Source organism: Pseudomonas chlororaphis subsp. aurantiaca (genome assembly GCF_013466605.1).
Lineage (GTDB): Bacteria > Pseudomonadota > Gammaproteobacteria > Pseudomonadales > Pseudomonadaceae > Aquipseudomonas > Aquipseudomonas chlororaphis_I.
Genome location: NZ_CP059162.1, coordinates 2,817,078 through 2,841,365 on the forward strand (window position 1 = coordinate 2,817,078; position 24,288 = coordinate 2,841,365).

25 protein-coding genes and 3 pseudogenes are annotated in these 24,288 nt (G+C 62.6%); 16 read left to right on the forward strand and 12 right to left on the reverse strand.

Features of this window, described 5'->3' with window-relative positions; translation table 11 throughout:
• Positions 1-95: 95 nt before the first annotated feature.
• The gene (locus H0I86_RS13085; protein WP_180925338.1) at positions 96-1,157 is read right to left on the reverse strand and encodes a Rieske 2Fe-2S domain-containing protein; all 1,062 of its coding nucleotides are present in this window, start codon (positions 1,155-1,157) and stop codon (positions 96-98) included.
• Positions 1,158-1,454: 297 nt separating this feature from the next.
• The gene (locus H0I86_RS13090; RefSeq protein ID WP_180925339.1) at positions 1,455-2,336 is read right to left on the reverse strand and encodes a LysR substrate-binding domain-containing protein; all 882 of its coding nucleotides are present in this window, start codon (positions 2,334-2,336) and stop codon (positions 1,455-1,457) included.
• Positions 2,337-2,445: 109 nt separating this feature from the next.
• On the opposite strand from H0I86_RS13090, the gene H0I86_RS13095 reads away from it, so the two are divergent.
• Together H0I86_RS13095 and H0I86_RS13100 are read left to right on the forward strand one after the other, a co-directional pair.
• On the forward strand, positions 2,446-2,775 hold the full coding sequence (locus tag H0I86_RS13095; protein WP_258019430.1) for a carboxymuconolactone decarboxylase family protein: 330 nt from the start codon (positions 2,446-2,448) through the stop codon (positions 2,773-2,775).
• A gap of 6 nt (positions 2,776-2,781) precedes the next feature.
• Positions 2,782-3,156 carry a tautomerase family protein gene (locus H0I86_RS13100; protein ID WP_180925340.1) on the forward strand — a complete coding sequence of 125 codons (375 nt, stop codon included), beginning with the start codon at positions 2,782-2,784 and terminating at the stop codon, positions 3,154-3,156.
• A gap of 5 nt (positions 3,157-3,161) precedes the next feature.
• Here H0I86_RS13100 and H0I86_RS13105 read toward each other — a convergent pair whose 3' ends face one another.
• On the reverse strand, positions 3,162-3,845 hold the full coding sequence (locus H0I86_RS13105) for a phytanoyl-CoA dioxygenase family protein (protein WP_180925341.1): 684 nt from the start codon (positions 3,843-3,845) through the stop codon (positions 3,162-3,164).
• Between the two features lie 103 nt (positions 3,846-3,948).
• Between H0I86_RS13105 and H0I86_RS32135 the strand changes: the two are divergent.
• Positions 3,949-4,149 (forward strand): annotated as a pseudogene (locus H0I86_RS32135) (FAD-binding oxidoreductase); the annotation flags it as partial.
• 90 nt (positions 4,150-4,239) lie between these two features.
• Here H0I86_RS32135 and H0I86_RS13110 read toward each other — a convergent pair.
• The 4 genes from H0I86_RS13110 to H0I86_RS13125 all read right to left on the reverse strand — a co-directional run bounded on the left by H0I86_RS13110 (position 4,240) and on the right by H0I86_RS13125 (position 6,742).
• Positions 4,240-4,539, reverse strand: a complete 300-nt coding sequence (locus H0I86_RS13110; RefSeq protein ID WP_180925342.1) for a hypothetical protein — start codon at positions 4,537-4,539, stop codon at positions 4,240-4,242.
• Positions 4,540-4,693: 154 nt separating this feature from the next.
• Positions 4,694-5,095, reverse strand: a complete 402-nt coding sequence (locus H0I86_RS13115) for a GFA family protein (RefSeq protein ID WP_180925343.1) — start codon at positions 5,093-5,095, stop codon at positions 4,694-4,696.
• Between the two features lie 75 nt (positions 5,096-5,170).
• The gene (locus H0I86_RS13120; protein ID WP_180925344.1) at positions 5,171-5,779 is read right to left on the reverse strand and encodes a hypothetical protein; all 609 of its coding nucleotides are present in this window, start codon (positions 5,777-5,779) and stop codon (positions 5,171-5,173) included.
• Positions 5,780-6,205: 426 nt separating this feature from the next.
• Positions 6,206-6,742 carry a P-loop NTPase family protein gene (locus tag H0I86_RS13125; RefSeq protein WP_180925345.1) on the reverse strand — a complete coding sequence of 179 codons (537 nt, stop codon included), beginning with the start codon at positions 6,740-6,742 and terminating at the stop codon, positions 6,206-6,208.
• Between the two features lie 279 nt (positions 6,743-7,021).
• On the opposite strand from H0I86_RS13125, the gene H0I86_RS13130 reads away from it, so the two are divergent.
• The 8 genes and pseudogenes from H0I86_RS13130 (at position 7,022) to H0I86_RS13170 (ending at position 15,028) form a co-directional block, all read left to right on the forward strand.
• Positions 7,022-7,366, forward strand: a complete 345-nt coding sequence (locus H0I86_RS13130; protein WP_180925346.1) for a cupin domain-containing protein — start codon at positions 7,022-7,024, stop codon at positions 7,364-7,366.
• 156 nt (positions 7,367-7,522) lie between these two features.
• A pseudogene (locus H0I86_RS13140) lies at positions 7,523-7,633 on the forward strand (AsnC family transcriptional regulator); the annotation flags it as partial.
• Between the two features lie 166 nt (positions 7,634-7,799).
• Entirely contained in the window at positions 7,800-8,141 is a 342-nt protein-coding gene (locus H0I86_RS13145) for a hypothetical protein (protein WP_180925347.1), read from the forward strand.
• 99 nt (positions 8,142-8,240) lie between these two features.
• Positions 8,241-9,497, forward strand: a complete 1,257-nt coding sequence (locus tag H0I86_RS13150) for a TolC family protein (protein WP_180925348.1) — start codon at positions 8,241-8,243, stop codon at positions 9,495-9,497.
• Positions 9,494-10,966: an efflux RND transporter periplasmic adaptor subunit gene (locus tag H0I86_RS13155; protein WP_180925349.1), complete on the forward strand. Its 1,473-nt coding sequence runs from the start codon at positions 9,494-9,496 to the stop codon at positions 10,964-10,966. Before H0I86_RS13150 ends, H0I86_RS13155 begins: the two co-directional genes overlap by 4 nt.
• Positions 10,963-14,118, forward strand: a complete 3,156-nt coding sequence (locus H0I86_RS13160; protein WP_180925350.1) for an efflux RND transporter permease subunit — start codon at positions 10,963-10,965, stop codon at positions 14,116-14,118. Before H0I86_RS13155 ends, H0I86_RS13160 begins: the two co-directional genes overlap by 4 nt.
• On the forward strand, positions 14,115-14,471 hold the full coding sequence (locus H0I86_RS13165; RefSeq protein ID WP_180925351.1) for a copper-binding protein: 357 nt from the start codon (positions 14,115-14,117) through the stop codon (positions 14,469-14,471). The genes H0I86_RS13160 and H0I86_RS13165 overlap by 4 nt, the downstream gene beginning before the upstream one ends.
• 104 nt (positions 14,472-14,575) lie before the next feature.
• Entirely contained in the window at positions 14,576-15,028 is a 453-nt protein-coding gene (locus H0I86_RS13170) for a hypothetical protein (RefSeq protein ID WP_023969055.1), read from the forward strand.
• A gap of 93 nt (positions 15,029-15,121) precedes the next feature.
• Here H0I86_RS13170 and H0I86_RS13175 read toward each other — a convergent pair whose 3' ends face one another.
• A complete protein-coding gene (locus H0I86_RS13175; RefSeq protein WP_180925352.1) occupies positions 15,122-16,162 on the reverse strand; it encodes an alpha/beta fold hydrolase in 1,041 nt (346 codons plus the stop codon).
• 389 nt (positions 16,163-16,551) lie between these two features.
• Between H0I86_RS13175 and H0I86_RS13180 the strand changes: the two genes are divergently transcribed.
• Positions 16,552-17,247 (forward strand): tRNA (adenine(22)-N(1))-methyltransferase, encoded by a 696-nt coding sequence (locus H0I86_RS13180; protein ID WP_308416472.1) that lies wholly within the window; start codon positions 16,552-16,554, stop codon positions 17,245-17,247.
• Positions 17,248-17,330: 83 nt separating this feature from the next.
• On the opposite strand, the gene H0I86_RS13185 is transcribed toward H0I86_RS13180, so the two are convergent.
• Positions 17,331-17,720: a MerR family transcriptional regulator gene (locus H0I86_RS13185; protein WP_180925354.1), complete on the reverse strand. Its 390-nt coding sequence runs from the start codon at positions 17,718-17,720 to the stop codon at positions 17,331-17,333.
• A gap of 74 nt (positions 17,721-17,794) precedes the next feature.
• Here H0I86_RS13185 and H0I86_RS13190 point away from each other — a divergent pair, with 74 nt between their 5' ends.
• Entirely contained in the window at positions 17,795-18,874 is a 1,080-nt protein-coding gene (locus H0I86_RS13190; RefSeq protein WP_180925355.1) for an SDR family oxidoreductase, read from the forward strand.
• Between the two features lie 199 nt (positions 18,875-19,073).
• A complete protein-coding gene (locus tag H0I86_RS13195) occupies positions 19,074-19,973 on the forward strand; it encodes a DMT family transporter (RefSeq protein WP_180925356.1) in 900 nt (299 codons plus the stop codon).
• Positions 19,974-20,028: 55 nt separating this feature from the next.
• On the opposite strand, the pseudogene H0I86_RS13200 reads toward H0I86_RS13195, so the two are convergent.
• Positions 20,029-20,136 (reverse strand): annotated as a pseudogene (locus tag H0I86_RS13200) (MBL fold metallo-hydrolase); the annotation flags it as partial.
• A 255-nt stretch (positions 20,137-20,391) separates the two neighbouring features.
• On the opposite strand from H0I86_RS13200, the gene H0I86_RS13205 reads away from it, so the two are divergent.
• Complete coding sequence (locus tag H0I86_RS13205) at positions 20,392-20,550, forward strand: DUF2986 domain-containing protein (protein WP_009048596.1); 159 nt, start codon at positions 20,392-20,394, stop codon at positions 20,548-20,550.
• 75 nt (positions 20,551-20,625) lie between these two features.
• Here H0I86_RS13205 and H0I86_RS13210 read toward each other — a convergent pair whose 3' ends face one another.
• Positions 20,626-22,752 carry a TonB-dependent receptor family protein gene (locus tag H0I86_RS13210; RefSeq protein WP_180925357.1) on the reverse strand — a complete coding sequence of 709 codons (2,127 nt, stop codon included), beginning with the start codon at positions 22,750-22,752 and terminating at the stop codon, positions 20,626-20,628.
• A gap of 300 nt (positions 22,753-23,052) precedes the next feature.
• On the opposite strand from H0I86_RS13210, the gene H0I86_RS13215 reads away from it, so the two are divergent.
• Complete coding sequence (locus tag H0I86_RS13215) at positions 23,053-23,535, forward strand: cupin domain-containing protein (protein ID WP_180925358.1); 483 nt, start codon at positions 23,053-23,055, stop codon at positions 23,533-23,535.
• A gap of 73 nt (positions 23,536-23,608) precedes the next feature.
• On the opposite strand, the gene H0I86_RS13220 is transcribed toward H0I86_RS13215, so the two are convergent.
• Positions 23,609-23,947 carry a hypothetical protein gene (locus tag H0I86_RS13220; RefSeq protein ID WP_124350728.1) on the reverse strand — a complete coding sequence of 113 codons (339 nt, stop codon included), beginning with the start codon at positions 23,945-23,947 and terminating at the stop codon, positions 23,609-23,611.
• Positions 23,948-24,288: the final 341 nt, after the last annotated feature.

Here is a 24,288-nt window from a genome sequence, read left to right on the forward strand (position 1 = left end):
TCGGTCCTCCGAGTGCTGCCGCCCATGGCGGTCACTTCTGTTTCTTTTGTTGGGTAAAGGGCAGGGCGCAGCACGGGGGAAATGCCGCGCAGGGTTCAGGTCGTGGTGGTGGCGATCAGCTGCGCTTCGCCGGCGCGTTCCTGGGCGATCAGGCGCTCCAGCACCCGCCGCGACTGCACGCCGCCGGCGTCGATATTCAGCTTGAGCAGGTTGCGCGTGGGGTGGGCGAGCAGGTTCTGTTGCTGGCGTTCGAGCATTTCCAGGTCTTCGCTGAAAATCTTGCCCTGGCCTTCGCGAATGCTCGCGGTCAGCGCCTCGTCCCGCGGGTTGAAGTTGCGCGCCATGCCCCAGAAGTACCAGATCGAGGTGTCGCTCTCCGGGGTGATGAAATCCACCACTATGCTCGACGCCTTGGAGTGCGCCGGCGCGGCATAACCGCCCTGGCCGGCATGGGCCACGCCAACTTCGATCAGCACATGGCTGGGCGGGGTGAAGCGGCAGATCTGCCAGCGGTCCACCGGCACGTCGTCGGCCAGGCCGTTGCCGCGCAAGGCCATGCGCCAGAACGGCGGAGCCATGATGTTTTCCATATGCCGCGCGGTCACCACTTCGTCGCCTTCGACCATGGTGGTCGGCGGCGCCTCGTCGATTTCCTTCTGGCCGATGCTGGAGGCGTGGACGTAGGTTTCGTGAGTCAGGTCCATCAGGTTGTCGATCATCAGGCGGTAGTCGCACTGGATGTGGAACAGGCCGCCACCGTAGGCCCACTCATCGCTGACCGCCCATTCCAGATGATGGATCAGCGCCGGGTCGGCCCGCGCCTGGTCGCCGGGCCAGACCCAGATAAAGCCGTAGCGCTCGACCACCGCGAAGGTCTTGTTGCACGGGAAGCCGCGCACCCGTTGCCCGGGCATTTCCACGGTCTTGCCATCGCAACCCATCACCAGGCCGTGATAACCGCACACCAGGTTGCCGTTTTCCACATAACCCAACGACAGCGGCGCGCCGCGATGGGGGCAGAAGTCCTCGACCGCCGCGATCCGGCCCTCCAGGCCACGATAAAACACCATCTTCTCCCCGCAGATCTGCCGCCCCAGGGGCTTGTCGGCGATTTCATCGGGGGTGCAGGCAACGTACCAAGTGTTCTTGGGGTACATGGAAGGCTCTCCAGGCGAGTGATTGTTTTTATTTAATGGATCCATTAAATGGGCGGCGGTGTTTAAGTGTCAACGATGAAGGCGCGGGTTAAGGTTGATTTGTGGGCGATTATCGGACTGTTAGTTGTTGGTTTTGTTTTTAATGGATCCATTTGTGGGTGTTGTTAAACGCCCCAATGACAGAAAAAATGTCAGCGATGAAGGAGAGGGCGACGTTCGTCGACCCGAACTGGCGAGCGGGAGAGCCGCTCATGCGACGGCATTTCTTGGGGGAGATTGCTGGGGGACAGACCGTTGTTACTTCATAGGGGTGAAGCCGAACGCCTGTTCTTCCAGATTGGCCTGGATCAACTCATCCAATTGCCGGGTGGCCGGCGTAAGGTCCTTGCTGCCGCGATGAAGCACATAACCCAGGGTCGGTACCGCGGGTAAACCGGGCATGGGGACGAGATGGCTCGGCAGCCCGATGCGGGTGCGCAAGGTCACCCCCAGCCCGGCCGCCACGGCCGCCCAGATGCCGGCGACGCTGGGGCTGGTCAGGGCGATCCGCCAGGGAATACGCGCCTCGTCCAGGGCCTGGGTAGCAGCACTGCGCAGCACGCAGGGGGCATCGAACAGGATCAGCGGCAGCGGCGACTCCGTCGGCAGCGACGGCATGTCGCGCGCGCCGATCCAGTGCATCTGGGTTTCGCCCAGCCGCGTGGCATGGGGCGATGGCTGCCCCGTGTCCCAGGCCAGCGCCAGGTCCAGGCCGTCGCTGTCGATCAGGGCAAGCAGTTCGGCATTGCGCGCGATCCTGACTTCGAGATTCACCCGTGGGTAGGCCTTGACGAAGCGCCGGAGGATATCGCTGAGAAAGTGTTCGCCAAAGTCCTCCTGCAACCCCAGGCGTACCGTCCCGGCGGTCTGCTGTTCATGCAGGGTCTGGAAAATGCTGTCGTTCAGTTCCAGGAGCCGGCGGGCATGGCTGAGCAGCGACTCGCCGGTGGGCGTCAAGGCCAGCCCTCGACCGGACCTGGCCAGTACCGGCGTGCCGATCTGCTCCTCGAGCTTCTTGAGTTGGGCGCTCACCGCGGAGGTCGAGCGGCCGAGTCGATCCGCCGCCTTGGTGAAGCTGTTGAACTCCACGCCGGTGACAAAGGTACGCAGTACATCGAGATCGAAGGTCGGACGGCGCATTCGAATAGTCCACTGATTCGGGATTGTGGCTTCCATTAAATCCAATATTCGGGATGGTTTCGAGTTGATATTTTTCTCCCGTCATTGGGTTATTCAACGAGGAAGCATCATGGATACAGCGATGGGGCAGGGGCGAGAGCCTGAGTACGCGCAAAAATTCGCCGACCTGACCAGGGATGTACTGTTCGGCGATATCTGGCAGCGCACCCAACTGCCGGCTCGGGAACGCAGCCTGGTGACGGTGGCGGCGCTGGTGGCGTTGTACCGCCTGGAGCAACTGCCGTTTCATCTGCAGCGGGCGTTGGACAATGGCCTGGGGCGCGACGAGTTGGCTGAGGTGATCACCCATCTGGCGTTCTATTCCGGCTGGCCGACGGCCGCCTCGGCGCTGAAGGTGCTCAGCGATCTACAGGGTTCCAGCCTCGGTTTACAGGAGTAAGCGCTTATGCCCTTTGCCCGTATTTCCTTGCACCGAGGAAAGTCCGCCGAGTACCTGCAGGCCTTGTCGCAGGGGCTGCACGAGGCGCTGGTCGAGCGTTTCGAAGTGCCGGTGGCGGACCGCTTCCAGATCATTCACCAGCATGAAGTGGGCGAGCTGATATTCGACCGCGATTATCTGGGCGGCCCGCGCAGCCATGACTTTGTGCTGATCGCGATCACCGCCGGCCGGCCTCGATCGGTCGAGACCAAACGGCGTTTCTATCGCGACCTGGTCGAGCGGCTGGGCCGGGCGCCGGGCATCGATGCCGAGGATGTGATGGTGGTGATTACCACCACCGAGGCAGAGGCATGGTCCTTTGGCGGTGGGCGGGGCAATTAGCCTGCCTATGCGTTTCTGGTATCAGTCCTATCCAACGGATCGAAGCGCTCGCTCGTGTCCATCCGGATATTTCGCAGGCCCAGGGTTTCCAGATGAGATGGGTACAGAGACTCGGAAAAATAGCTGATCAGGAGCGAGCGACGGCGTGCGCCGCTTGGGTTCAGGCTGCCGGCATGCAGCAGATCGACATCGAACACCAGGATGTCGCCGGCGGAGCCTGAAAGCTGCACGGACCGCGACTCGTCGGTGAGGTCGAATGGCGGCTCTCCCGGATCGGGGCGATGGCTGCCGGAGACGATACGGGTGGCGCCGTTCTCGGGGCCGTAGTTGTCGAGAAAAGCCAGGGCATTGGCTATGTCGCCTGGCCGTTGGGCCGACAGGTCGCGGTGCAACTGCTGATGGCCGCCACCGGCCAGGGGCTCGCGACCTTCCACCTGGGAGAGGAAGAAACGTTCCCCGATCAACTCGCCCACCACCGCCAGCAGCTGCGGCAGGCGGCACACCGCCTGGACCTTCGAAGCGGCGTCCAGCAGCGAATGGCGCCAGTCCATGCCGCGGGGCACGGGCCATTGGTTCGACGGCGTCACGCCCGCATCGAACGTGGCACGCAAGTCATCCAGCCATTCGGCCGGGATGACCCGACGCAGCAGCACATAACCCTGTCGATGGAGTTGCTCGCGGTCAGTCACGGTTTTCTCGATTTCCTTATCAGCAATGCGTCCTGCAGAACGGCCCGGGGCTAAGTAGTCGGACAGTAATCAAGCGTAGCTTTAGCGATTCCAGCTCGATGCGGCCTCCCCAGCCATATTCATTCGCTACACCTCACCCCCCGATCTCGTGCGCACGATCATCTCCAGCCCGGAAATGGAAGTGCGGCAAGGCACAAACGGTAGCTTGCTGGCGGCGGAAGATTACCTGGACGACACGTTGCAAAACCAGCCAGCCGCGATAGCGCTACGAACCGCCCAGGCCATCTGGAACGAACTCCACGGCGACCTGATGAGGGCAGGGCATCCGGATGAACTGATACCCTGGGAACCGAACGGCCCGCGTCGCTAGCTTCCTGCTATTTCTTTCGCGCTGCTATTTCTTGCACTCCGCCAACACCACTTTGCAGGTGCCGGGCGTGCCGCCGGAGCGGCCGGCATAACGGATGCAGTTATTCAGGGATTTCTGGCGCGCCATGCCCAAGGTGGAACCCCAGGCCAGGCCGCCTTCGCCGGAAGTGGGGAGCGCTTTGGCGTAACAGTTCGAGCCGATGCTGGCAGTCGAATATCGATACTGGGCGGTTTTGCTTGAACATCCCGCTATCAGCGCCAGGTTGATGGCGAGCAGGGAAAACAGGATCCATGACGAGTAGTGGCGTACTGCTGTTCTGGTCATTCCAGTTCCCCTGTATCAAGACGGTAGAAACGTGTTTGCAATGCTGCTCTATTCAGCTTAGAGGGTATCGCGCCTGGCCCTGGAGCCGTCTGGCGGAGTGGGTGCGTTTGGCCGTGCCTTACGTCGGTTGCCATCCGTTTTTGCCTGATTGCCGTCATGGGTGTTGCGGCCAATGATCCTGGATTTCGTACCACGAAGCCTTGAACGCCACCTGAATGTGTTTCTGTTTATCCGCGGTGAAGGGCGTATCCAGGGTGCCCAGGGCGATCGAGATCCAGTCGGCATGATCGCCCTGGTCCCTGGACCAGAACAGCGACGAACCGCACTGACCGCAAAACTGGCGCAGCACCGACTCGGAGGATCGATAGGACTGGAGGCTCTCGGCCCCCTGAACGATGTGCAGGTCGCTGCGCAACACACTGCCATAACTGGCGAACGCCGCCCCATGGCTTTTCCGGCACTGGCTGCAATGGCAGTGGGAAAGCGCCTTGGGGCGGGACGAGAGCTGGTATTCAACGGCGCCGCACAGGCAGCTGCCCTGGAAGGTGTCAGTCATTTAAGGGCGCCCCTTGAAACGAAAGGGCGCCCATTTAAGCAGTCGGTGTTGAGGATGTCGAACGGCTGATAAAGCTCAAGGCGCTCGGGCAAGTAGGGTTAACCACAGGGCAATACCGAAATCGCCCCTGATCGTATTGCGACTGCCCGCGGCACTGGCATAACCGTAATCCTTGGCGAGAGCATAAAGCGCTTCTGGACTTACGTTGCCGCCAAAAACAGAGACTGCATTTGAAAAAGCTTGCGCAGGGAAGAATATTCTTCCAAACCAGGATGCTCTCACTCCTGCAACTTCTAGAATTACATCCTCGTTTACTGCGACAAGTTCGTTGATACTTCGATCAGAGACCGACTCTAGGCCCGTATCAAGACTTTTCCCTCTTAGGGCGAGTATGGATGCACCGTATATATGGTTTGTGAGCTGACCAAACTTTCTGCCCGGAACCTTGAAGGTGGAAAAGTCCTTGCTTTTCTTATAGATCAGATGCGCAACTTTGTAATCCAGTTCGAATGCTTCTGAAACCGCTGAAAGATCGGAGCGATTTATCGGGAAGATGAACCCGAAGTAAGCATCTCTGGTCGCATCAATTTTCTCATGAAGATGCCTCTCCTTTTCCTTGTATAGCAATTCAACGTCTTCGCACGTCACGCTACTCAAGTGAATAACATCCGATGATCTGTTCATGGCAATTCCCTTCGACTATCCCGAGAGATGATAAACGTTGAGTCGCGGGGGATCTCAACGCCCTACCTGACGATTAAGCTCAGGGGCGGGCTTTAGCTCGTCCCTGCAAACGAAGCGGGCGATTTAAGCGCATTGTTATGTCTTGTATTAAAGATCAAGTTCCTCCGTGAAAGTGACTGCGAATGTATTACATATAGTTCGAAAATCGCGCTTCATAATATCAATGTGCGTTTATTTATATAGCCAATCTCTCCAAGGATTCAGCCAGGGATATTCCCTCCTTTGGCAAGTATGGGAGGCTAAATCAAACTTTGAATCGTCCCTGATTTCCCAGGCACCCTCGAACGACCGCAAAGGGTCTAGGCAGTCAGGCGTGACTGGTCGCTATCGGCCCAAAGCGGTTGTACCGGGATGGCGATCTTGCATTCATTCAAGGCAGGCTTCAGGCGTCGCCGGCAAGCTATCGAGAAACGCGGCAATCTGCCGGGTGCCGCGCAAGTGCAGCGTAGGAATCTGCGGGCCTATGGCCAGGCGCACCGCCTCGATACCCGGGCGGTAGCCACGGTCGAAATTCCACACGAAGTTCAGGAAGGTCAGGAACGCCCGGTCGAGCTTTTCCGTGCAGCCTGCGGCAAGGTCAGGCCGGGGGCGGTTCATTAGGCTGCGTATGATCACCCGGGTGAAACAGGTGAGCCGTGGGGTATCGAGCCAGATGATCAGGTCGGCACGGGGCAGGCGAAGGTCGAAGGTCCGCCGGGCATAGTTGCCTTCACACACCCAGGCAGCCGGTGCGACCGCTGCGCGGACCCGTTCGCGGAACTGCTCGGCGTCGGGTTCGACCCAGCCGGGCTCCCAGAACAGTGTGTCCAGGTGGGCCACAGGCAGGTTCCGGCGCTTGCCGAGGGCGCGGGCGAGGGTGGACTTCCCGCTCCCGGCATTACCCAGAATTACAATCCGTTGCATGGGAACTTCCTGTCGCGAAAAAAAGCCGGCGATTGTGCAGGTTTTGCATCGCCAGTTAAAGGCGGATAGCGGGGGCGACCACACCGGGAATGAAATTTGTGGTTCCTGAAGCCGAGCGCAGGATGTCGATCCATCCTTGTCCGCATTGGCTGTTCGTTCCGACCGATTCCTGCCTGTCATGAAAAGCCGAGTCCGACCCTTTGTCGCCTGTCGGCAGCTCTCACCTTTCAGGGGTGTCTACTGCTAGTGAGGCTCTGTAGGTACAGAGAGGAGAGCGCCATGAGCAATGAACAGGAGGCACCTGAAACCAAAGGGGTTGCAGTGCAGTTACTGGCAACCGTTGACCTGGGTCCCGAGATCGAGGGGATGGCCGGGCGCCAACTCAGAATGCGTCTGGTGACCATCGAGCCTGGAGGTGTATTCGGGCCGATTCACAACCATAAAGACCGGCCAGGCGTCGTCTACATACTGGAAGGAACCATCACTGACCATCGCAATGGCATCGACACGGACTATGGCCCGGGACTGGGCTGGCCCGAGGACAGGGACACCACGCACTGGCTCGAGAACAGAGGAACGGTTCCGGCGCGGGAGATCTCGGTCGATATTATCTGGCAAGAGTAAGCCCAGGCCGAACATCGATAGGGGCGAGTCCGAGGCGCGGTTCACTCAAGGCCGGTCATTCCCCGTGCCCGCCGCCCCATTGGTAGGATTGCCCTCGGCCAGCATGCGGACCAGGATTTCCCGTTCCTTCACTCCAGGCACCAGGCCGCTGGTCTGGCCTTCCAGCAGCTTTATGATAATCGCCTGTCCAAGCTGCCCAGCGTCCAGCGCCTGACCTCGACGCTGGTGATGAAACGGGTGATTCAGGATTGTTCGCTGCCGCTGTGATTTGGGCTCTGCGGGGATCATGCATGGGCCTGTCAGGTTGTTTTTCCTGTTCGATAATCCTGGCTTAATCCGGCTACGCTGATATCGCGCCGAGCCTGGAGCCGCTGCCTGTTTATGCCCCGGCCCGAATTGTAAGAGTCGTTCTCCAGCACTAGACTCCATTCCCATGAAACGCTACCTGCGGTTTTGTCTTGTCTTCCTGATCAGCCTGGCGCTTCCCCTCAGCGGGATGGCTGGCGTCCAGGCGCCGACCGAACCTTGCCCGATGAAGACGATGGGCATGGCGATGATGGACGACATGGGCATGGACTGCTGCAACGACATGAAAAGCCCGGCCGAGCACGGCAAACCCTGCAAGCCGGGCCAGGAATGCAAGACCGGCGGCATGCTGCAAGTCTCGATCGTCAAGCCTGCCGTGACCCTGACCCACCCCGTTGTCCTGTCGTTCTCCAGCTATTTCCTGCCCGCGCAAAGCCCTTCCGGGGTGTGGCGACCGCCCCGGGCCTGATTCCTGTACCACACTGAGTCCCATCGCCTATTGAAGCGATGGCATATCTGCGCGCATGTCTGAAGAGCCGCGCAGGGATTCATCACAGGAATCGTCAACATGAACCCCAAGTGCTATTGCACCGGCTGGTCCCTCGTGGCCGGCCTGGCGGCAGGCGTGCTGGTCTGGCCGAGCCTCGCTGGCGCCTTGACTCTCGACGAGGCGTTGCGCCTGGCCGAGAACAACGCGCCGTCGCTGAGCGCCCAGGACGCGAAAATCCAGGCCGCCAGCAGCGCGGCCATCCCCGCCGGCGAACTGCCCGACCCCAAGCTGTTGCTGGGGGTACAGAACTACCCCATTGGCGGCCCGGATCGCTGGCGCCTCGACCAGGACTTCATGACCATGCAGATGGTCGGGATCCGCCAGGAAATGCCCAACAGCGACAAGCGCAAGGCCCGCGTCGAAGTCGCCGCCGGAGCGGTCGAGCGGGCCGCCGCCGAGCGTCGGGTGGAGTTGCTGAACGTGCGCCAGGCCACGGCCCTGGCCTGGATCGGCAGCTATTCGGTGGAGCGCAAGGCGGCGCTGCTCCAGGACCTCTACGAGGAAAACCGCCTGCTGGGTGCCACCGTGCGCGCGCAGATCGCCAGTGGCCGCGGGTTACCGGCGGATGCGGTGACGCCCCGCCAGGAGGCCGCGCAACTGGCCGAGCGCGAGGATGAACTGATCAGCCAGCGGGCCCAGGCCCGGGCCGCGCTCAAGCGCTGGATCGGCGCCGCCGCCAACGACCGGCCCGAGGGACGCTTGCCCGAGTGGCCGGTGGACAGCACAGGCTACGTGCACAAGCTGCAACACCACCCCGAACTGGCGGCCTTCGCGCCCATGACCCGCGAGGCAGAGGCCCGGGTTCATGAGGCCGAGGCCGACAAGCAGTCGGACTGGAGCTGGGAGCTGGACTACCAGCGCCGTGGCCGGGAGTTCGGCGATATGGTCAGCGTGCAGTTTTCCTGGGACTTGCCGTTGTTTCCCGGCTCGCGCCAGAACCCCAGGATCGCCGCCAGGCAGGCCGAGCTGAGCCAACTGGAGGCCGAGCGCGAAGCCCTGTCCCGGGAGCATGCCCAGCAACTGGAAGCGCAGTTGGCCGACTACGAGCGCCTGGATCGCGCGGTGCGCCGCAACCAGCAAAGCCTGGTGCCGCTGGCCCGGGAAAAGGTCGACCTGAGCCTGGCCAGCTATCGCGCCGGCAAGGGCGACCTGGCGGCGGTGGTCGCCGCCCGCCGCGAACTGATCGAAGCCCGCCTCAAGCAGATCGACGTCGAGGAACAGCGTGCCCTGACCAACGCGCGCCTGTATTTCGCCTATGGGGAGAGTGCGCAATGAATTCGCCGATCTGGAAAGTCGCTTCGGTGGTCGGCGTCTCGCTGGCCCTGGGAGTCGCGGGTGGTTACTGGCTGGCCCAGCCGCACAGCGGCGAAACGCCGGCGGTGGCGATCGGGCAGGAGGCCTCGGCCGAACCCAAGGCGCTGTACTGGTACGACCCGATGTACCCGCAGCAGAAGTTCGACAAGCCGGGCAAGTCGCCCTTTATGGACATGCAACTGGTTCCGCGCTACGCCGAGAGCCAGGGAGCCCAAGGGGATGGCGCGGCGGTGCGTATCGATCCGGGCCTGGCCCAGAACCTCGGCCTGCGCCTGGCCAGCGTCACGCGCGGGGTGTTGGCCAGCAGCGTCGATGCGGTCGGGGTGCTGGCGTTCAACGAACGCGAGGTGGCGGTCGTTCAGCCGCGCACCGCGGGTTTTGTCGAACGGGTGTATGCCCGGGCTCCCGGGGATCTGCTCAAGGCCAACGCGGCCCTGGCGGACATCCTGGTGCCGGAATGGGCGGCGGCCCAGGAGGAGTTTCTCGCCCTCAGGGCCAGTGGCGATGCTGGCCTGCTGGCGGCCGCCCGCCAGCGATTGCGCCTCAGCGGGATGCCGACGGCCTTGATCGCCCAGGTCGAGCGCAGTGGTAAGGTCCAGCCGAACCTGACCCTGAGCAGCCCCATCGGCGGCGTGCTTCAAGAGCTGAACGTCCGCCAGGGCATGACCCTGGCCGCCGGCGAGACCCTGGCCCGGGTCAACGGCTTGAACAGCGTCTGGCTGGCCGTGGCGGTTCCAGAGTCGCAGGCCGGCTCGCTGGTCAGCGGGCAGGTGGCCGAGGCTCGTTTGCCGGCTTTTCCGGGGGAGGTGTTCGCGGGCAAGGTCGACGCGATCCTTCCGGAAGCCAATGCCGATAGCCGCACGCTGCGTGTGCGGGTCGAGTTGCCTAACCCGCAAGGTCGGCTGCGGCCGGGCATGAGCGCCCAGGTCAGTCTCCAGCGTTCGACCCGGCAAGCTCTGTTGTGGGTGCCCAGCGAGGCGGTGATTCGCACCGGCCGCCGGACCCTGGTGATGCTCGCCGAAGACGCAGGGCGCTACCGCCCGGTGGAGGTGCAGCCAGGGCCGGACAACGCTGGCCAGACGGCGATCTTGAAAGGCCTGGAGGAGGGGCAACAGGTGGTGGCGTCCGGGCAGTTCCTGCTGGACTCGGAAGCCAGCCTCAAGGGCATTGTCGCCGCTTCGTTGGCAGAACCCGCAGCGGTCCTGCATGAGGCCGAAGGGCAGATCCTGGCCATCGACCGCCAGGAAGTCACACTGGCCCATGGTCCCTTCAAGACCCTGGGCATGCCGGCCATGACCATGACCTTTCCTCTCGCCAATCCCGGCCTGATGCAGGACCTCAAGGTGGGCGACACCGTACGGTTCGCGGTGAGCCAGACCGATACCGGTCTGCGGGTCGAGCGTCTGGAGAACGCGGGGAGCCAGCCATGATCGCGGCCGTGATTCGTTGGTCGGTGGCCAACCGTTTTCTGGTGTTGCTGGCGACGCTGTTCGTCAGCGCCTGGGGTGTCTGGTCGGTGCAGAGCACGCCAGTCGACGCGCTGCCGGACCTGTCGGATGTGCAGGTGATCATCCGCACGCCCTATGCGGGGCAGGCGCCGCAGATCGTCGAGAACCAGGTGACCTATCCGCTGGCCACTACCATGCTCTCGGTGCCCGGGGCCAAGACCGTGCGTGGCTATTCGTTCTTCGGCGACAGCTTTGTCTACGTGCTGTTCGAAGACGGCACCGACCTGTATTGGGCCCGCTCGCGGGTGCTGGAGTACCTGAGCCAGGTCCAGAGCCGCCTGCCGGCCAGCGCCAAGCCGGCGCTGGGGCCGGATGCCACCGGGGTCGGCTGGATTTTCCAGTACGCCCTGGTGGACCGCGGCGGCGGGCATGACCTGGCGCAATTGCGCGCCCTGCAGGACTGGTTCCTCAAGTTCGAACTCAAGACCCTGCCGAACGTGGCGGAAGTCGCCACCGTGGGCGGCATGGTCAAGCAGTACCAGGTGCTGCTCGATCCGCTGAAGCTGGCCAGCCTCGGCATCACCCAGGCCGAGGTCGGCGCGGCGATCGGCAAGGCCAACCAGGAAACCGGTGGCGCGGTGCTGGAGATGGCGGAGACGGAGTTCATGGTGCGGGCTTCCGGCTACCTGAAGAGCCTCGATGACTTCCGCGCGATCCCGCTCAAGCTCGGGGCGGGCGGGGTGCCAGTGACCTTGGGCGAGGTTGCGACTGTCCAGCTCGGCCCGGAAATGCGCCGCGGCATCGGCGAACTCGACGGCGAGGGCGAAGCGGTGGGCGGCGTGGTGATTCTGCGCAGTGGCAAGAACGCTCGGGAAACCATCGCCGCGGTGAAGACCCGCCTCGAAGAGCTCAAGCGCAGCCTGCCGGCGGGGGTGGAAATCGTCACCACCTACGACCGCAGCCAACTGATCGATCGCGCGGTGAGCAACCTCGGCCACAAGTTGCTGGAGGAGTTCATCGTCGTCGCCCTGGTGTGCGGGATCTTCCTCTGGCACCTGCGTTCTTCCCTGGTGGCGATCATCTCCTTGCCGATCGGCGTGTTGATCGCCTTTGTGGTGATGCGCCAGCAGGGGCTCAACGCCAACATCATGTCCCTGGGCGGCATCGCCATCGCGGTGGGGGCCATGGTCGACGCGGCGGTGGTGATGATCGAGAACGCCCACAAGAAACTCGAGGCCTGGTACCAGGCCCACCCCGGGCACACCCTGCAGGGCGAACAGCGCTGGCAGGTGATCACCGCGGCAGCGACCGAGGTCGGGCCGGCGCTGTTCTTCTGCCTGTTGATCATCACCCTGTCGTTCATCCCGGTGTTTACCCTGGAGGCCCAGGAAGGACGGCTGTTCGGTCCGCTGGCGTTCACCAAGACCTATGCCATGGCCGCGGCGGCGGGGCTGTCGGTGACCCTGGTGCCGGTGTTGATGGGTTACTGGATTCGCGGGCGGATTCCCAACGAGCAGCAGAACCCGCTGAACCGTGGGTTGATCCGCCTCTATGAGCCGGCCCTGGACGCGGTACTGCGCAGGCCCCGGGCGACCTTGCTGGTGGCCTTGCTGGTGTTTCTCAGCGCGCTATGGCCGCTCTCGCGCCTGGGGGGCGAGTTCCTGCCGCCGCTGGACGAAGGCGACCTGCTGTACATGCCTTCGGCGCTGCCGGGGCTGTCGGCGCAGAAGGCGGCGCAACTGCTGCAACAGACCGACCGGCTGATCAAGAGCGTGCCTGAGGTCGAGCATGTGTTCGGCAAGGCCGGCCGCGCGGAAACCGCCACCGACCCGGCGCCCCTGGAAATGTTCGAAACCATCATCCAGTTCAAGCCCCAGGAACAGTGGCGCCCGGGCATGACCGCGGAAAAACTGGTGGCCGAGCTGGACCGGGTGGTGCGGGTGCCGGGGCTGACCAATATCTGGATTCCACCGATTCGCAACCGCGTCGACATGCTCGCCACTGGCATCAAGAGCCCGATCGGGGTCAAGGTGGCCGGCAGCGACCTGCGGCAGATCGATGCCGTGACCCAGGCTGTCGAGCGGGTGGCCAGGGGTGTGCCCGGGGTCAGCTCGGCGCTGGCCGAGCGCCTGACGGGTGGCCGTTACATCGACGTGGATATCGACCGCCAGGCGGCCGCGCGCTACGGCCTGAACATCGCCGACGTGCAGCTGATCGTCAGCGGCGCCATCGGCGGTGAAAACATCGGCGAGACCGTCGAAGGACTGGCCCGCTTCCCGATCAGCCTGCGTTACCCCCGTGACTGGCGGGACTCGCTGGGGGGGCTGGAGCAGTTGCCGATCTACACCCCGCTGGGCAGCCAGATCACCCTCGGCACGGTGGCCAGGGTCAGGGTCAGCGATGGCCCGCCGATGCTCAAGAGCGAAAACGCCCGGCCTTCGGGTTGGGTGTATGTCGATGTGCGCGGGCGGGATCTCGCCTCGGTGGTCGCCGACCTGCGCCGGGCGGTGAGCGAGCAGGTGCGCTTGCAGCCGGGCATGAGCCTGGGCTACTCCGGGCAGTTCGAGTTCCTCGAACGGGCCAATGCCCGGCTCACGTGGCTGGTGCCGGCCACCTTGCTGATCATCTTCGTGCTGCTGTACCTGACCTTCGCCCGCTTCGACGAGGCCTTGCTGATCATGGCCACGCTGCCGTTCGCCCTGACGGGCGGGGCGTGGTTTCTCTACTGGCTGGGGTTCAACCTGTCGGTGGCCACCGGCGTCGGTTTTATCGCCCTGGCCGGGGTGTCCGCCGAGTTCGGCGTGATCATGCTGCTGTACCTGAAGAACGCCTGGGCCGAACGCCAGGAGTCCGGCGAGGGCAGCGAGCGCGGGTTGCTCGCGGCGATTCGCGAAGGCGCGGTGCAGCGCGTGCGCCCCAAGGCCATGACCGTGGCGGTGATCATCGCCGGCCTGTTGCCGATCCTGCTGGACAGCGGCACCGGCAGCGAAGTGATGAGCCGCATCGCCGCGCCCATGGTCGGCGGCATGCTCACCGCGCCCTTGCTGTCGCTGTTCGTCATACCGGCGGCCTATCGCCTGATGCGCCGCCGGCACCTTCCCGCTACCTCCATCACTCAAGGAAAAAAACCATGAAACCGATCCGGATCGTTGTTGCTGGCACCCTGGCCGCGCTGTCCCTCGCCGCCCACGCGCAGGACATGCCCGGCATGAAAATGGACGACATGAACATGAACGGCATGCCGATGAAGCAGGAGGCCCGGCAGGCTCGACAGGCCACCGCCGAGGGCACGATCAAGGCCATCGATACCGCGAAGCAGCGGGTGACCATCGCCCACGGCGCCGTCCCCGCCGTGCAATGGCCACCGATGACCATGGCCTTTGCCGCGACCGCGGAGCAGCTGCAAGGGCTGGCGATCGGCGACCGGGTGACCTTCTCATTCCGCCTGGAAAGCGGCGCGGCCACTATCCTTTCCATCGGCAAATAAAACCGCGAGGCCGGCATGCGCAGGCATGCCGGCCTTGCGTTCATTATTCACAGCAGCGCCGTCGATTCGTTCCTCTCTCTACCATCCAACAGAGGGAACGCACGATGAACAACACCGAACTCAGCCACCTCATCCTCAGTGATCACTCGCGCATCGAAGCCGCCATCAGTACCGGCGCGGCCTGGGAAGTCTGGTTCCAGGTCGAGTTTCTGATGCTGCTGCGCGCAGCCCACCTGGGGGTCGCTCGTGAAGTGCCTTACCCACCGCCGAACCAGGCCTTGCACCTCGACGTGCTGGCCCGGCACAACGTCGAGAGTTATGCCATCGAAGTGAAAGTCGAAAGCGCTACCAATGCCGGCAACAAGCTGTTGGCGGAAACCCGCAAGGACATCGAGAAGATTGCCAAGTACACCGGGCCGGTCGATGCCCGCTGGGTGGTTTCCCTGGCCTACAGCGACGTGGCCAAACACTCGTTGCGCGGCTTCACCGCGCAGAACAATGGCCATGCCATCTACCATGAGTCCGGTGCGATCGGTTGCATGATCGTCACGGTTTGACCCCTTGCCGGCGACAGGAGGACTCACGGCCCTCCCGTCGCCGGGTTGGTTTTTCCAGGGCATGCCCTGACGCCGAGGACGATCAGGCCCGCCTCAAAGACGATCCGCATCGATCACCGCCTGGGCGAACGCCTGCGGGTCTTCCTGCGGCAGGTTGTGGCCGATGCCGCCGCTGATCAGGCGGAACTGGTATTTGCCGGTGAAGCGCTTGGCGTAGTCCGCGGGGTTCGGGTGCGGCGCGCCGTTGGCATCGCCTTCCAGGGTGATGGTCGGCACGCCGATGGCCGGGGCCGTGGCCAGTTTCTGCTCCAGGGCGGCGTAGCGGCTTTCGCCTTGAACCAGCCCCAGGCGCCAGCGGTAGTTGAACACCGTGATGTCGACATGGTCGGGGTTGTCCAGGGCCTTGGCGCTGCGCTCGAAGGTGGCGTCATCGAACTTCCATTGCGGCGAGGCCAGTTGCCAGATCAGCTTGGCGAAGTCGTGAGTGTTTTTCTCGTAGCCGGCGCGACCGCGGTCGGTGGCGAAATAGAACTGGTACCACCACTGCAATTCCGCCTTGGGCGGCAGCGGGTTCTGCCCGGCCGCCTGGTTGCCGATCAGGTAGCCACTGACCGACACCAGCGCCTTGACCCGCTCCGGCCACAGCGCCGAGACGATGTCCGCCGAACGCGCGCCCCAGTCATAACCGCCGAGCACCGCTTGCTTGATCTTCAGCGCGTCCATGAAGTCGATGACGTCGCTGGCCAGCGCGGCCGGCTGGCCATTGCGCAGGGTGTTCGCCGACAGGAAACGGGTATCGCCGTAGCCGCGGGCATAGGGCATCAGCACCCGATAACCCTTGGCGGCCAGCAGGGGCGCGACCTCATCAAAGCTGTGAATGTCGTACGGCCAGCCGTGCAGCAGAATCACCACCGGGCCATCGGCGGGGCCTGTTTCGGCGTACGCCACGTCCAGCAGCCCGGCGTTGACATGCTTCAGCGGGCCGAACGGCGAAGGGGCGGCATAAGTGGTGCCGCTGCCCGCATCGGCTTGCGCCGCCGTGCTCGTCTGCGCCTGGGCCGTGCCGAGGATGCCGAACAGGGTGAGGGCCAGGATCGACGCGCCGATGGTGTGGTTGCGCAGTGTCATCTTCATGCTGATCTCTCCATTGATTGTTAGCCGGGCGGGGGACCTGGCTGATCCCCTTCAACCTGGGTTGCATTTGACGACCGTGACGTATCTGGCCTGTGTCCGAATCCCGGGGCGGATGCAAGCTTATGTGGCGGGAGGTCATGCAGATACATTGCGATACACAGTGGCTTGGCAGCAGGGCTGCGGCGTCCCATTCCCGCCTCCCGGGCTCTGCAAAGATCGAAGCAAAAGCGGCTCATGCCCCAGCTTGCCTTGGCGCCGATACGCGAGCGGCAGGGCGAGGCGGGCCAGGGGCCTGGTCGCATAAATTTGAAATGCACGGCATTGCCCGACAGAATCGCGCCCCGATCCGGCCAAAGGCGCCGGACGTTCATGGTGAAAAGGGGCGGCAGTTGAACCAACAGACATTGTCCATGCGCCTGGAGCGCGTGGCGGCGCATGTGCCAGCGGGCGCGCGCCTGGCCGATATCGGCTCGGATCACGGTTACCTGCCGGTGGCGTTGCTGCGCCGTGGCCTTATCGCCGCGGCGGTGGCCGGCGAGGTGGCGTTGACGCCGCTCCACGCGGCCCAACGCAGCGTGCGCGAAAACGCCCTGGACTCGGCCATCAGCGTGCGCCTGGCCAACGGCCTGGCGGCGATCGAGCCGGAAGACGGGATCACGGCGATCAGCATTTGCGGCATGGGCGGCGAGACGATCCGCGACATCCTCGACAGCGGCAAGGCGCGCCTGAATGGCGAGGAACGCCTGATCCTGCAACCCAACGGCGGCGAGCAGCCCCTGCGCCAATGGCTGATGGAGCATGGCTACCGCATCCTCTGCGAGGAAGTGCTGCGGGAAAACCGCTTTTTCTACGAAATCATCGTCGCCGAGCGCGCCGGGCCGGTGAGCTACACCGCCGAGGAACTGTACTTCGGCCCGCTGCAACTGCAGGCCCGCAGCCCGGCGTTCTTGGCCAAGTGGCAGCGCATGCTGCGCCTGAAACAGAAGACCCTGGCCCACTTCGCCCGGGCACGACAGGCCGTGCCCGAGGAGAAGGTCCGGGACATCGCCCGGCAGGCTCGCTGGATCAGCGAGTTGCTGGCTTGAGCGCGGTCCAGGGTTGTAGGAGTCGGGGGGGCTCTGAGTCAACCTGAAACTTGTAGAGACAGCGGATGCTTGAAACTGGAAGTTCAGTTGGAAGAGTTGTTCAGTTGCTGAAGCTCAAGTTGCTTGGCAGCACTGGCTTCGAGGTTGGCACGCTCTTCATCCAGATACCGATAAATGCCTTGGAGGTTGGCGATTTTCTGTTTGATTTCTGCCATCTTCTTTTCAATCAGCTTGGCGCCGTCAGCACAATCGATCAGCTTGTTGCGCTGCGCATCCAGAATCTCGCCTATTTCCCCCAGGGAAAACCCCATGCTTTGCGCGCGCTGGATAAAGTCCAGATCCTGCAGAGTTTGCGTTGTGTAAACGCGATAGTTGTTAGTTTGCCGCAGCGGTGAGATCAGGCCGATTTGCTCGTAGTAACGCAGCGTATGGCGGCTGGCGCCGCTGCGGGCCTCAAGTTCGCCGATTTTCATGAAAACACCGCTTGACTATAGAGTTGGGTCGATAGTTTACGCTTGATTTCTCACCTTAAACAAGGAACAGGGAAATGAGCGTGGAGTGTTTTGTCACGGGGGGTACCGGCTTCATCGGTCAACATCTGGTGGCGTACCTGAGTGCAAAAGGTCACACCATTCGGGTGTTGATGCGTCGCCCAGAGCGACTAGCTGCACTGCGGGAGCAAGTCGATAATTTGGGAGGGTGCGCAACCCGGGTATTTGCCGTAGCTGGCGATCTGGAACGGGACAACCTCGGGCTGAGTCTTGCTGACCGAGAAGTGCTAAGGCACGCCAGAGTCATATTCCACCTGGGCGCCCACTTCGCATGGGGGCTTTCAGTGGAGCATTCTCGTGCGGTGAATGTGGAAGGGGCAAAGCGCGTGGCGCTGTTGGCGGCTGAGCAAAAAAGCCGGTTAGTGATGATCGGCGGCTACATGCTGAAAAATCATGAACATCTGCAACGCATCGGAATTGATCCTCGTTATCCGGAGCTGACGAATTGGCCTGCCGTCTACCGACAGGTCGGCGGTTACGAGGGGAGCAAGCTGGAGGCGCATTTTGCGAGCCTGGAGGTCATGTCCGCCAAGGGCGGGGAGATTACCGTTGTCCACCCCGCGACGGTCTGTGGCCACAGCCGCACGGGGCATATCCTTGACGGTCAGCCGCTGGTGGAGCTGATACGCAACCTTGTGCAGGGAAAGCTGACCGCAGTGCCCGGTACCGCCGAGCACTGGCTGCCACTGGTCACCGTGGATTACCTGGTTGAGCTGGTGGCGGTTTGTGCTTTTGATCCTGCCATGGCGGGCCAGGAACTGCTGGCGCTTGATGACCAGACTCCCAACTTGCGAGAACTCCTGGTACAGGTGGCACAACCTTTGGGCTTAAAGTCTCCCAAGCGTTACATTTCACTCCGATTGCTGAAGTGGCTACTGAGTATTCCCCCTGTCGCGCGGTTTTTGAATACAAAACCCGAAGCCTTGGACTTTATCCAGACCACTCGTTTTGATACAGCGGCGGTCGAGCAATTTGCCAACAGGCATGGAATAGCCAAACCGGATATACGTCAGTCTTTGCGGCACACCGCAACGTTCGTCAACTCATATTGCCTAGCCAAGGGCCAGGCCCTCTGACTTCTTCATTGGGGGCGACAAACTCGTTAGTCCATTTCGTACGGGAACTTCAAGAAGGCCGACAGCATCCTGCTGGGCGATCCAGCTTATGCCCCAATAAATACTGGGGTTGGTGGGATCTTCGTATCCTCAAACTTTGCGCCGTCGATGTAGGGCGGCATTCTATCGACCGACCATTCAGCGACAGGGATCGTCATCAATGCAATCTACTTTCAGCAAAGGCGTCATATTTGCACTCTCCGCTGCGGCACTGAACGCAACGATCGGTGTACTCAGCAAAGTACTCATGAGTAATGGTTTCACCGCCAGCAGTGTCGCTGTCATCAAGACCCTACTGGGTTGCGTGCTTCTCTCGATCTTACTGTTTTTCCTCAAGCGCCCGGCGGCGTCGACCAAATGGACTCAGGCGGCTATCTGCGCATTCCTTGGCATCTTTGTGCTGTTCTATTTCGAAACGTCCGCTTATCAACACTACGCTGCGGCAGGTGTGGTGGTGGTGCTGATGGCCAGTGCCTCAATTTCCTCGATCATTCTGGGGCGCATTTTCCTCAAGGATGCCATCACCGCGAACGCTACCGTTGGCGCCGCACTGGCTATCGCTGGGATCTCGGTGATCTTCGGCGGCGACCTGCAGCAGGGCTTTACCCTGCAAGGTGCTGCGCTCGCCTCCATGGCCGGCTGCGGCTATGGGGCCTTTTCGGTTGCCATGAAGCGTATGGGGGTGTCGGGAGGGCTGCACTTTACCCGACAATTGTTGTTCTTTGGCAGCCTGTACCTGCTGATGCCGGCGGCGGCCGATGGTTTCGCGATGGGCGAGCTGTCGCCGCTGGCGATCGCCGCGCTGCTGGCGCTGGCCACGTTGCCGACAATCCTGGGCTTCTTCTGCACCACCAAGGCCATCGAGTATCTCAAGCCATCCCAAGTGCAAGCGCTGGAGCTGACCGAGCCACTGTTCGCCGCGTTGCTGGCGTTTGTGGCGCTCAATGAAGTGCCGCGCGAAAGCCTGTACGCGGGAGCGGCACTGATCATCGTCGGCCTGTGTTTCTCCAATGAACTCATCCGCTTGGGCAGCAAAGCATCCGTCCCTTCGACCGAATGAGCTATTTTCGGCGCCTGATTACTTTGGCAATCAGTGGTTTGATACCCACGAGCGATCAATAGTCCCAGAAGGCCGCAATCCAACGGAGCGTCTCACCGTCGACCGCCACCCGGCCGACTGAGGGGAAGGGCGGGTGGGTGGCGACGAACAGCTCGCCGCTGGCCTCTTTGCCTGGCTCATCGGCGTGCACAGCACTACGTCCGGTTTTCAAGATTAGCTCCCGGAAGGGCGTCACTCACTCTGGACCGAAAGCGGATGTTGTGCCGGGATGTCGACCGCTATCGGCGCAGGAGCGCCCATTCGCAGGCCTTTGGGAAACCGGTGGCTCCAAGGTTATGCATTCAGTGCGCGGCACAGGAATCCGGCCCGATATCGTTAGCTGATATCATTCGAACACTTACCGGCCGAGCAGAAAAATATGAACCGTCGTAAAAAAATAAACCAGTTATTAAAGGCTCACGCGAAAAAGGCCAGTGCCAAGCTGGCACCGCGAAAGCCCAAATACATCAGCAAGGCCGACCGCTTGAAGCTGGATGCCGAATCCACTCCCGAGTCCGTGGTTTCCTCCGAGAGCTGATATCGCTGCTTTCCCGGGTGGCTTCATGCTGCCCGCCAAACGGGATCGCCTGCTCACGTCTGGCCGTTCCTGGCCTTAACGCAGGCTCCACGACACCCCGACATACATCGCCATGCCTTCGCCCGGCGTCGATCGCGCCGCGTCCAGCCCTTTGTCGTCGTAGCCCGGGGTGACGGTGGCGGCGTAGTGCTGGTCGGTCAGGTTGCGCAGGTCGAGCCAGGTCTGCCAGTCGCCCTTGGGCGCGTTGTAGCCCAGGGTGGCGCCGAACAGGGCGTAGGGATCGGCGTAGTAGCTGTTGGCGTAGTCCACCGCCACCTTGGACACCAGTTGCGTGTTGAGGGCGGCGAAAAAGCCCTGGGGCCAGTCGTAGCGCAACTCGCCCTGGTAGTAGTGCATCGGCAGGCCTGGCAGGCGGTTGTCGCCGAAGCGCTCATCGTCGCGGTAGTGGAAGTCGCTGAAGGTGTAGCTCTGGCGCAGGCTCAGCTGGCCGCCATCGTCCCGCGACCACAGGGTGCTCTGCAGGCTGGCTTCCACGCCCTGGTGCACGGTGGGGCTGGCGTTGAGCTCGTAGGGCGTGGTGGCGTTGGCGTCCGGCAATACCGAGAGCAGTTCGTGGCGCACCTGGGCGTAGTACCAGGCCAGGCTCCATTGGCCGATGGCGCTGTCGCCACGGCCGCCGAGTTCCAGGGTGGTGGCGGTCTGGTTTTGCAACTTGATCGGGTCGCGCTGGGTGCCGGTGGCCGCGCCGCTGCCGGTCGGGAAGCGCAGGTTGGAGCTATAGATCAGCGACCAGGGATGCGGCGCCTCGACCGAGCGGCTGAGATTGCCGAACAGTTGCAGGTCGGGGGTCAGCTGGTAGCGCAGGCCCAGGCGCGGTGCGTAGTCCCAGTCGCCGAGGCTGGTCTTGCCGCCGCCCTCGGGGTAGGTCACGGCGCTTTCGCGGCGGGTATAGAGGGCGGCCAGGCCGGTGGTCAGCCACAGGTCGTCGGCGATCTCCAGGTCATTACCGACATGCAGGACGCTGTCCGAACCCTGGTAGGTGAAGTTGCGCATGTGGGTGTCCGGCGCATAACTCGCAGTGTTGCCGCTGGGAATACGCACCCGCTCGCTGGCCCCTGAGTTGGGCAGGTGCTTGGTCACCCGCAGGCCCAGGGTGCTGTGGCTTTCCAGGCCCCAGAGGGTGTCGCGGCGCTTGTAGTCGAAGGTGCTGCTGACATCGGTGTAGGCCACCTTGAGGCGGTTGGGGCCTTCGCGCAGGTCCATGGGGTAGTCGTGGTAGACCAGGCCGGTCTGGAGGCTCGAATCGTCATCGATGTACCAGGTGGTCTTGTTGCCGATAAAGGTGCTGCCCGGCTGGTCGCGACTGTCGTTGCGCGTCACGTAGGCCGGGTTGGCCGCTCGTGGGTCGTGCTCGATGGAGCGCTTGGTGACCCGGCCGGCGAGGTCGTTGTCGGTCTGGCGATGGCGAATGTAGAAGCGCGTTTCCAGGTTCGGGTTGAAGCGATAACCGAAGTTGGCGATGACCCCCTGGCTCTCACTGGCGGTGTGGTCCTGGTAGCCGTCGGAGCGCGCGTCGGTCAGTGCAAGGTAGTAGTCGAAGTCGCCCAGCACTTGCCCGGAACTGACCTGGCGCTGCTGATAGCCGTGGCTGCCCGTGGCGTAGCGCACCTGCAACTTCGGGGCGTCGTAGCCGGTGTGGCTGATGTAGTCGATGGCGCCGCCCAGGGCCAGGGCACCACGGTCGAAGCCGTTGGCGCCGCGCAGCACTTCCACACGCTCGAGCCACAGCGGTTCCAGCAACTCATAGGGCGTACCGCCGGGGCCGGTCAGCGGCAGGCCGTCGAGCATCGCGTACAGCCCCGAGGCATGGGCGCCCGGCGCGCGGTTGATGCCCGAGCCGCGGATCGAGATCTTCACCCCTTCGTTGCCCGCGGACTGGGCATAGACCCCCGGCTGATACGCCAGCACATCCTGATTGCTGGCCACGCGGCCCTGCAGCGGGCGGCGCAGGTCCACCACATTGCTGCCGCCGGGCACCTGGGCCAGCCGCGCCTTGGCTTCCTCGATCGATGCGTCTTCGCCGCTGTGCTCCTCGGCGCCGATCAGCACTTGTCCCAGCTCAAAATCCTGAGCCTCTGCCATGGCCGGACAGACAAGGGCCAGGCCCAGCAAGGCAGAGGGCAGGGGATGGGACGAGGGCATCGGGGGGAACTCCAGGCATGGGGAACGGGCAGTGAGAACTGCGACGTATGAAAGAACGAAGGAAACACATGGCGATTTGGGTTCTTTTGCCAGGTCGACGGGCCTCGGCCGATTGGCCGGCGGTTGCCTGTGCGGCAATACCCATGCGCTATCGAGGCTGTTCGCAATGGATATATCCGCGCATCGGCGTTCGGCTATCGTCACCTTAAACGACCTGATCGCGCAGCCGCTGTGCTTTTGCGTTGACGCTCTGTTGGCCGCTGCGATTCACCCATCGCTCTCAAACGCGAGGACATCACGATGAGCGCCCACAAAGCTGTCGCTGTTTCACTGGCCCTGCTCGGCGCGGCCTTCCTGGCCTCTGCCGCTCTGGCCGAGGGCACAGGGTTGGTTTCCGCCACCCCCGCCGAACTGAAATGGACACCCGCGCCCTCGGTAGGGCCCGGGGTGATGATTTCGGTGATCGAAGGCGACCTGAAAAAACCAGAGCCCTTCACGATGCGCCTGATGCTGCCGGCCAACACGAAAATCGGGGTGCATACCCATCCCGTGACCGAACGTGTCACCGTGATCTCCGGCACCTTCTACTTCGCCACCGGCGACACCTTCGATGCAGCCAAGGCCAAGGCCTATCACCCGGGCGATACCCTGATCATTCCCGTCGGTACACCGATGTACGCCGCCACGCAAAAACAGGAAGCCGTGCTCCAGCTCCACGGCACGGGGCCCTGGGGGATCACCTACCTCAACCCGGCGGACGACCCCAAGAACAGCAAAAAATAGGCAATGGCTGAAGGCTGGATTCGATCTGATATGTGTCAGGCAGGGCCTGACACATATCCCTCTGTTTTGACTATTAACAGGCTATGGATTTTGCACCCTCGATATACTCTTCAACCGAGTTGTTGGCAGAGTGGACCCTTACGCCTTTGAGCTTACCCAGTGGCGGGTTTTCCCAATGCTCCGATGCGGTGATGGGGTAGACGGGGAGTATGGAAACTCCCTGAGGCGGGTCAGCAACGAAGTCGAAGTCTTGAATCCCGTCTTTCGGGAAGTCGATGTAAAACCGCGGTTGCAATCTTGGGTTGGTCCAGCCCGGAGAGCCCACCAGGCCATGGGCCAATATATGCAGCTGTGGCGGGTTGGACTTGAGCAGTGACAGGTGGATGTCCAAAACTTTCATTATGCTAGCCATCTTCGATCTCCTTTCGATGAGTGCGCCTCTTTTCACCTCGGCGCTCGGGTGTAAAACCCTCTAGCTGAAGCCTGATACGTTTCAGAATGTCCCTTGGCAGGCAAGAAGTGTCATGTGCACTTCCTGGATGGTTCTCTCCTTGAGTACCGGGAGGAACGAGTAGGTGACTGCGCTACTGTTCGAGAAGGAGTACGGCATGGACAGTGAACTCAGGCCAGTCAAAACCGGTTCGGCTGCTGTTGGGTAGACACTAGTAAAGGAGCCTGCCAGCTGCCAGGCCCGATCATCGGATACCGCGGCTGGCTGGGCGCCACCCGCGCAAGCGTTTCGCCAGGAGGCAA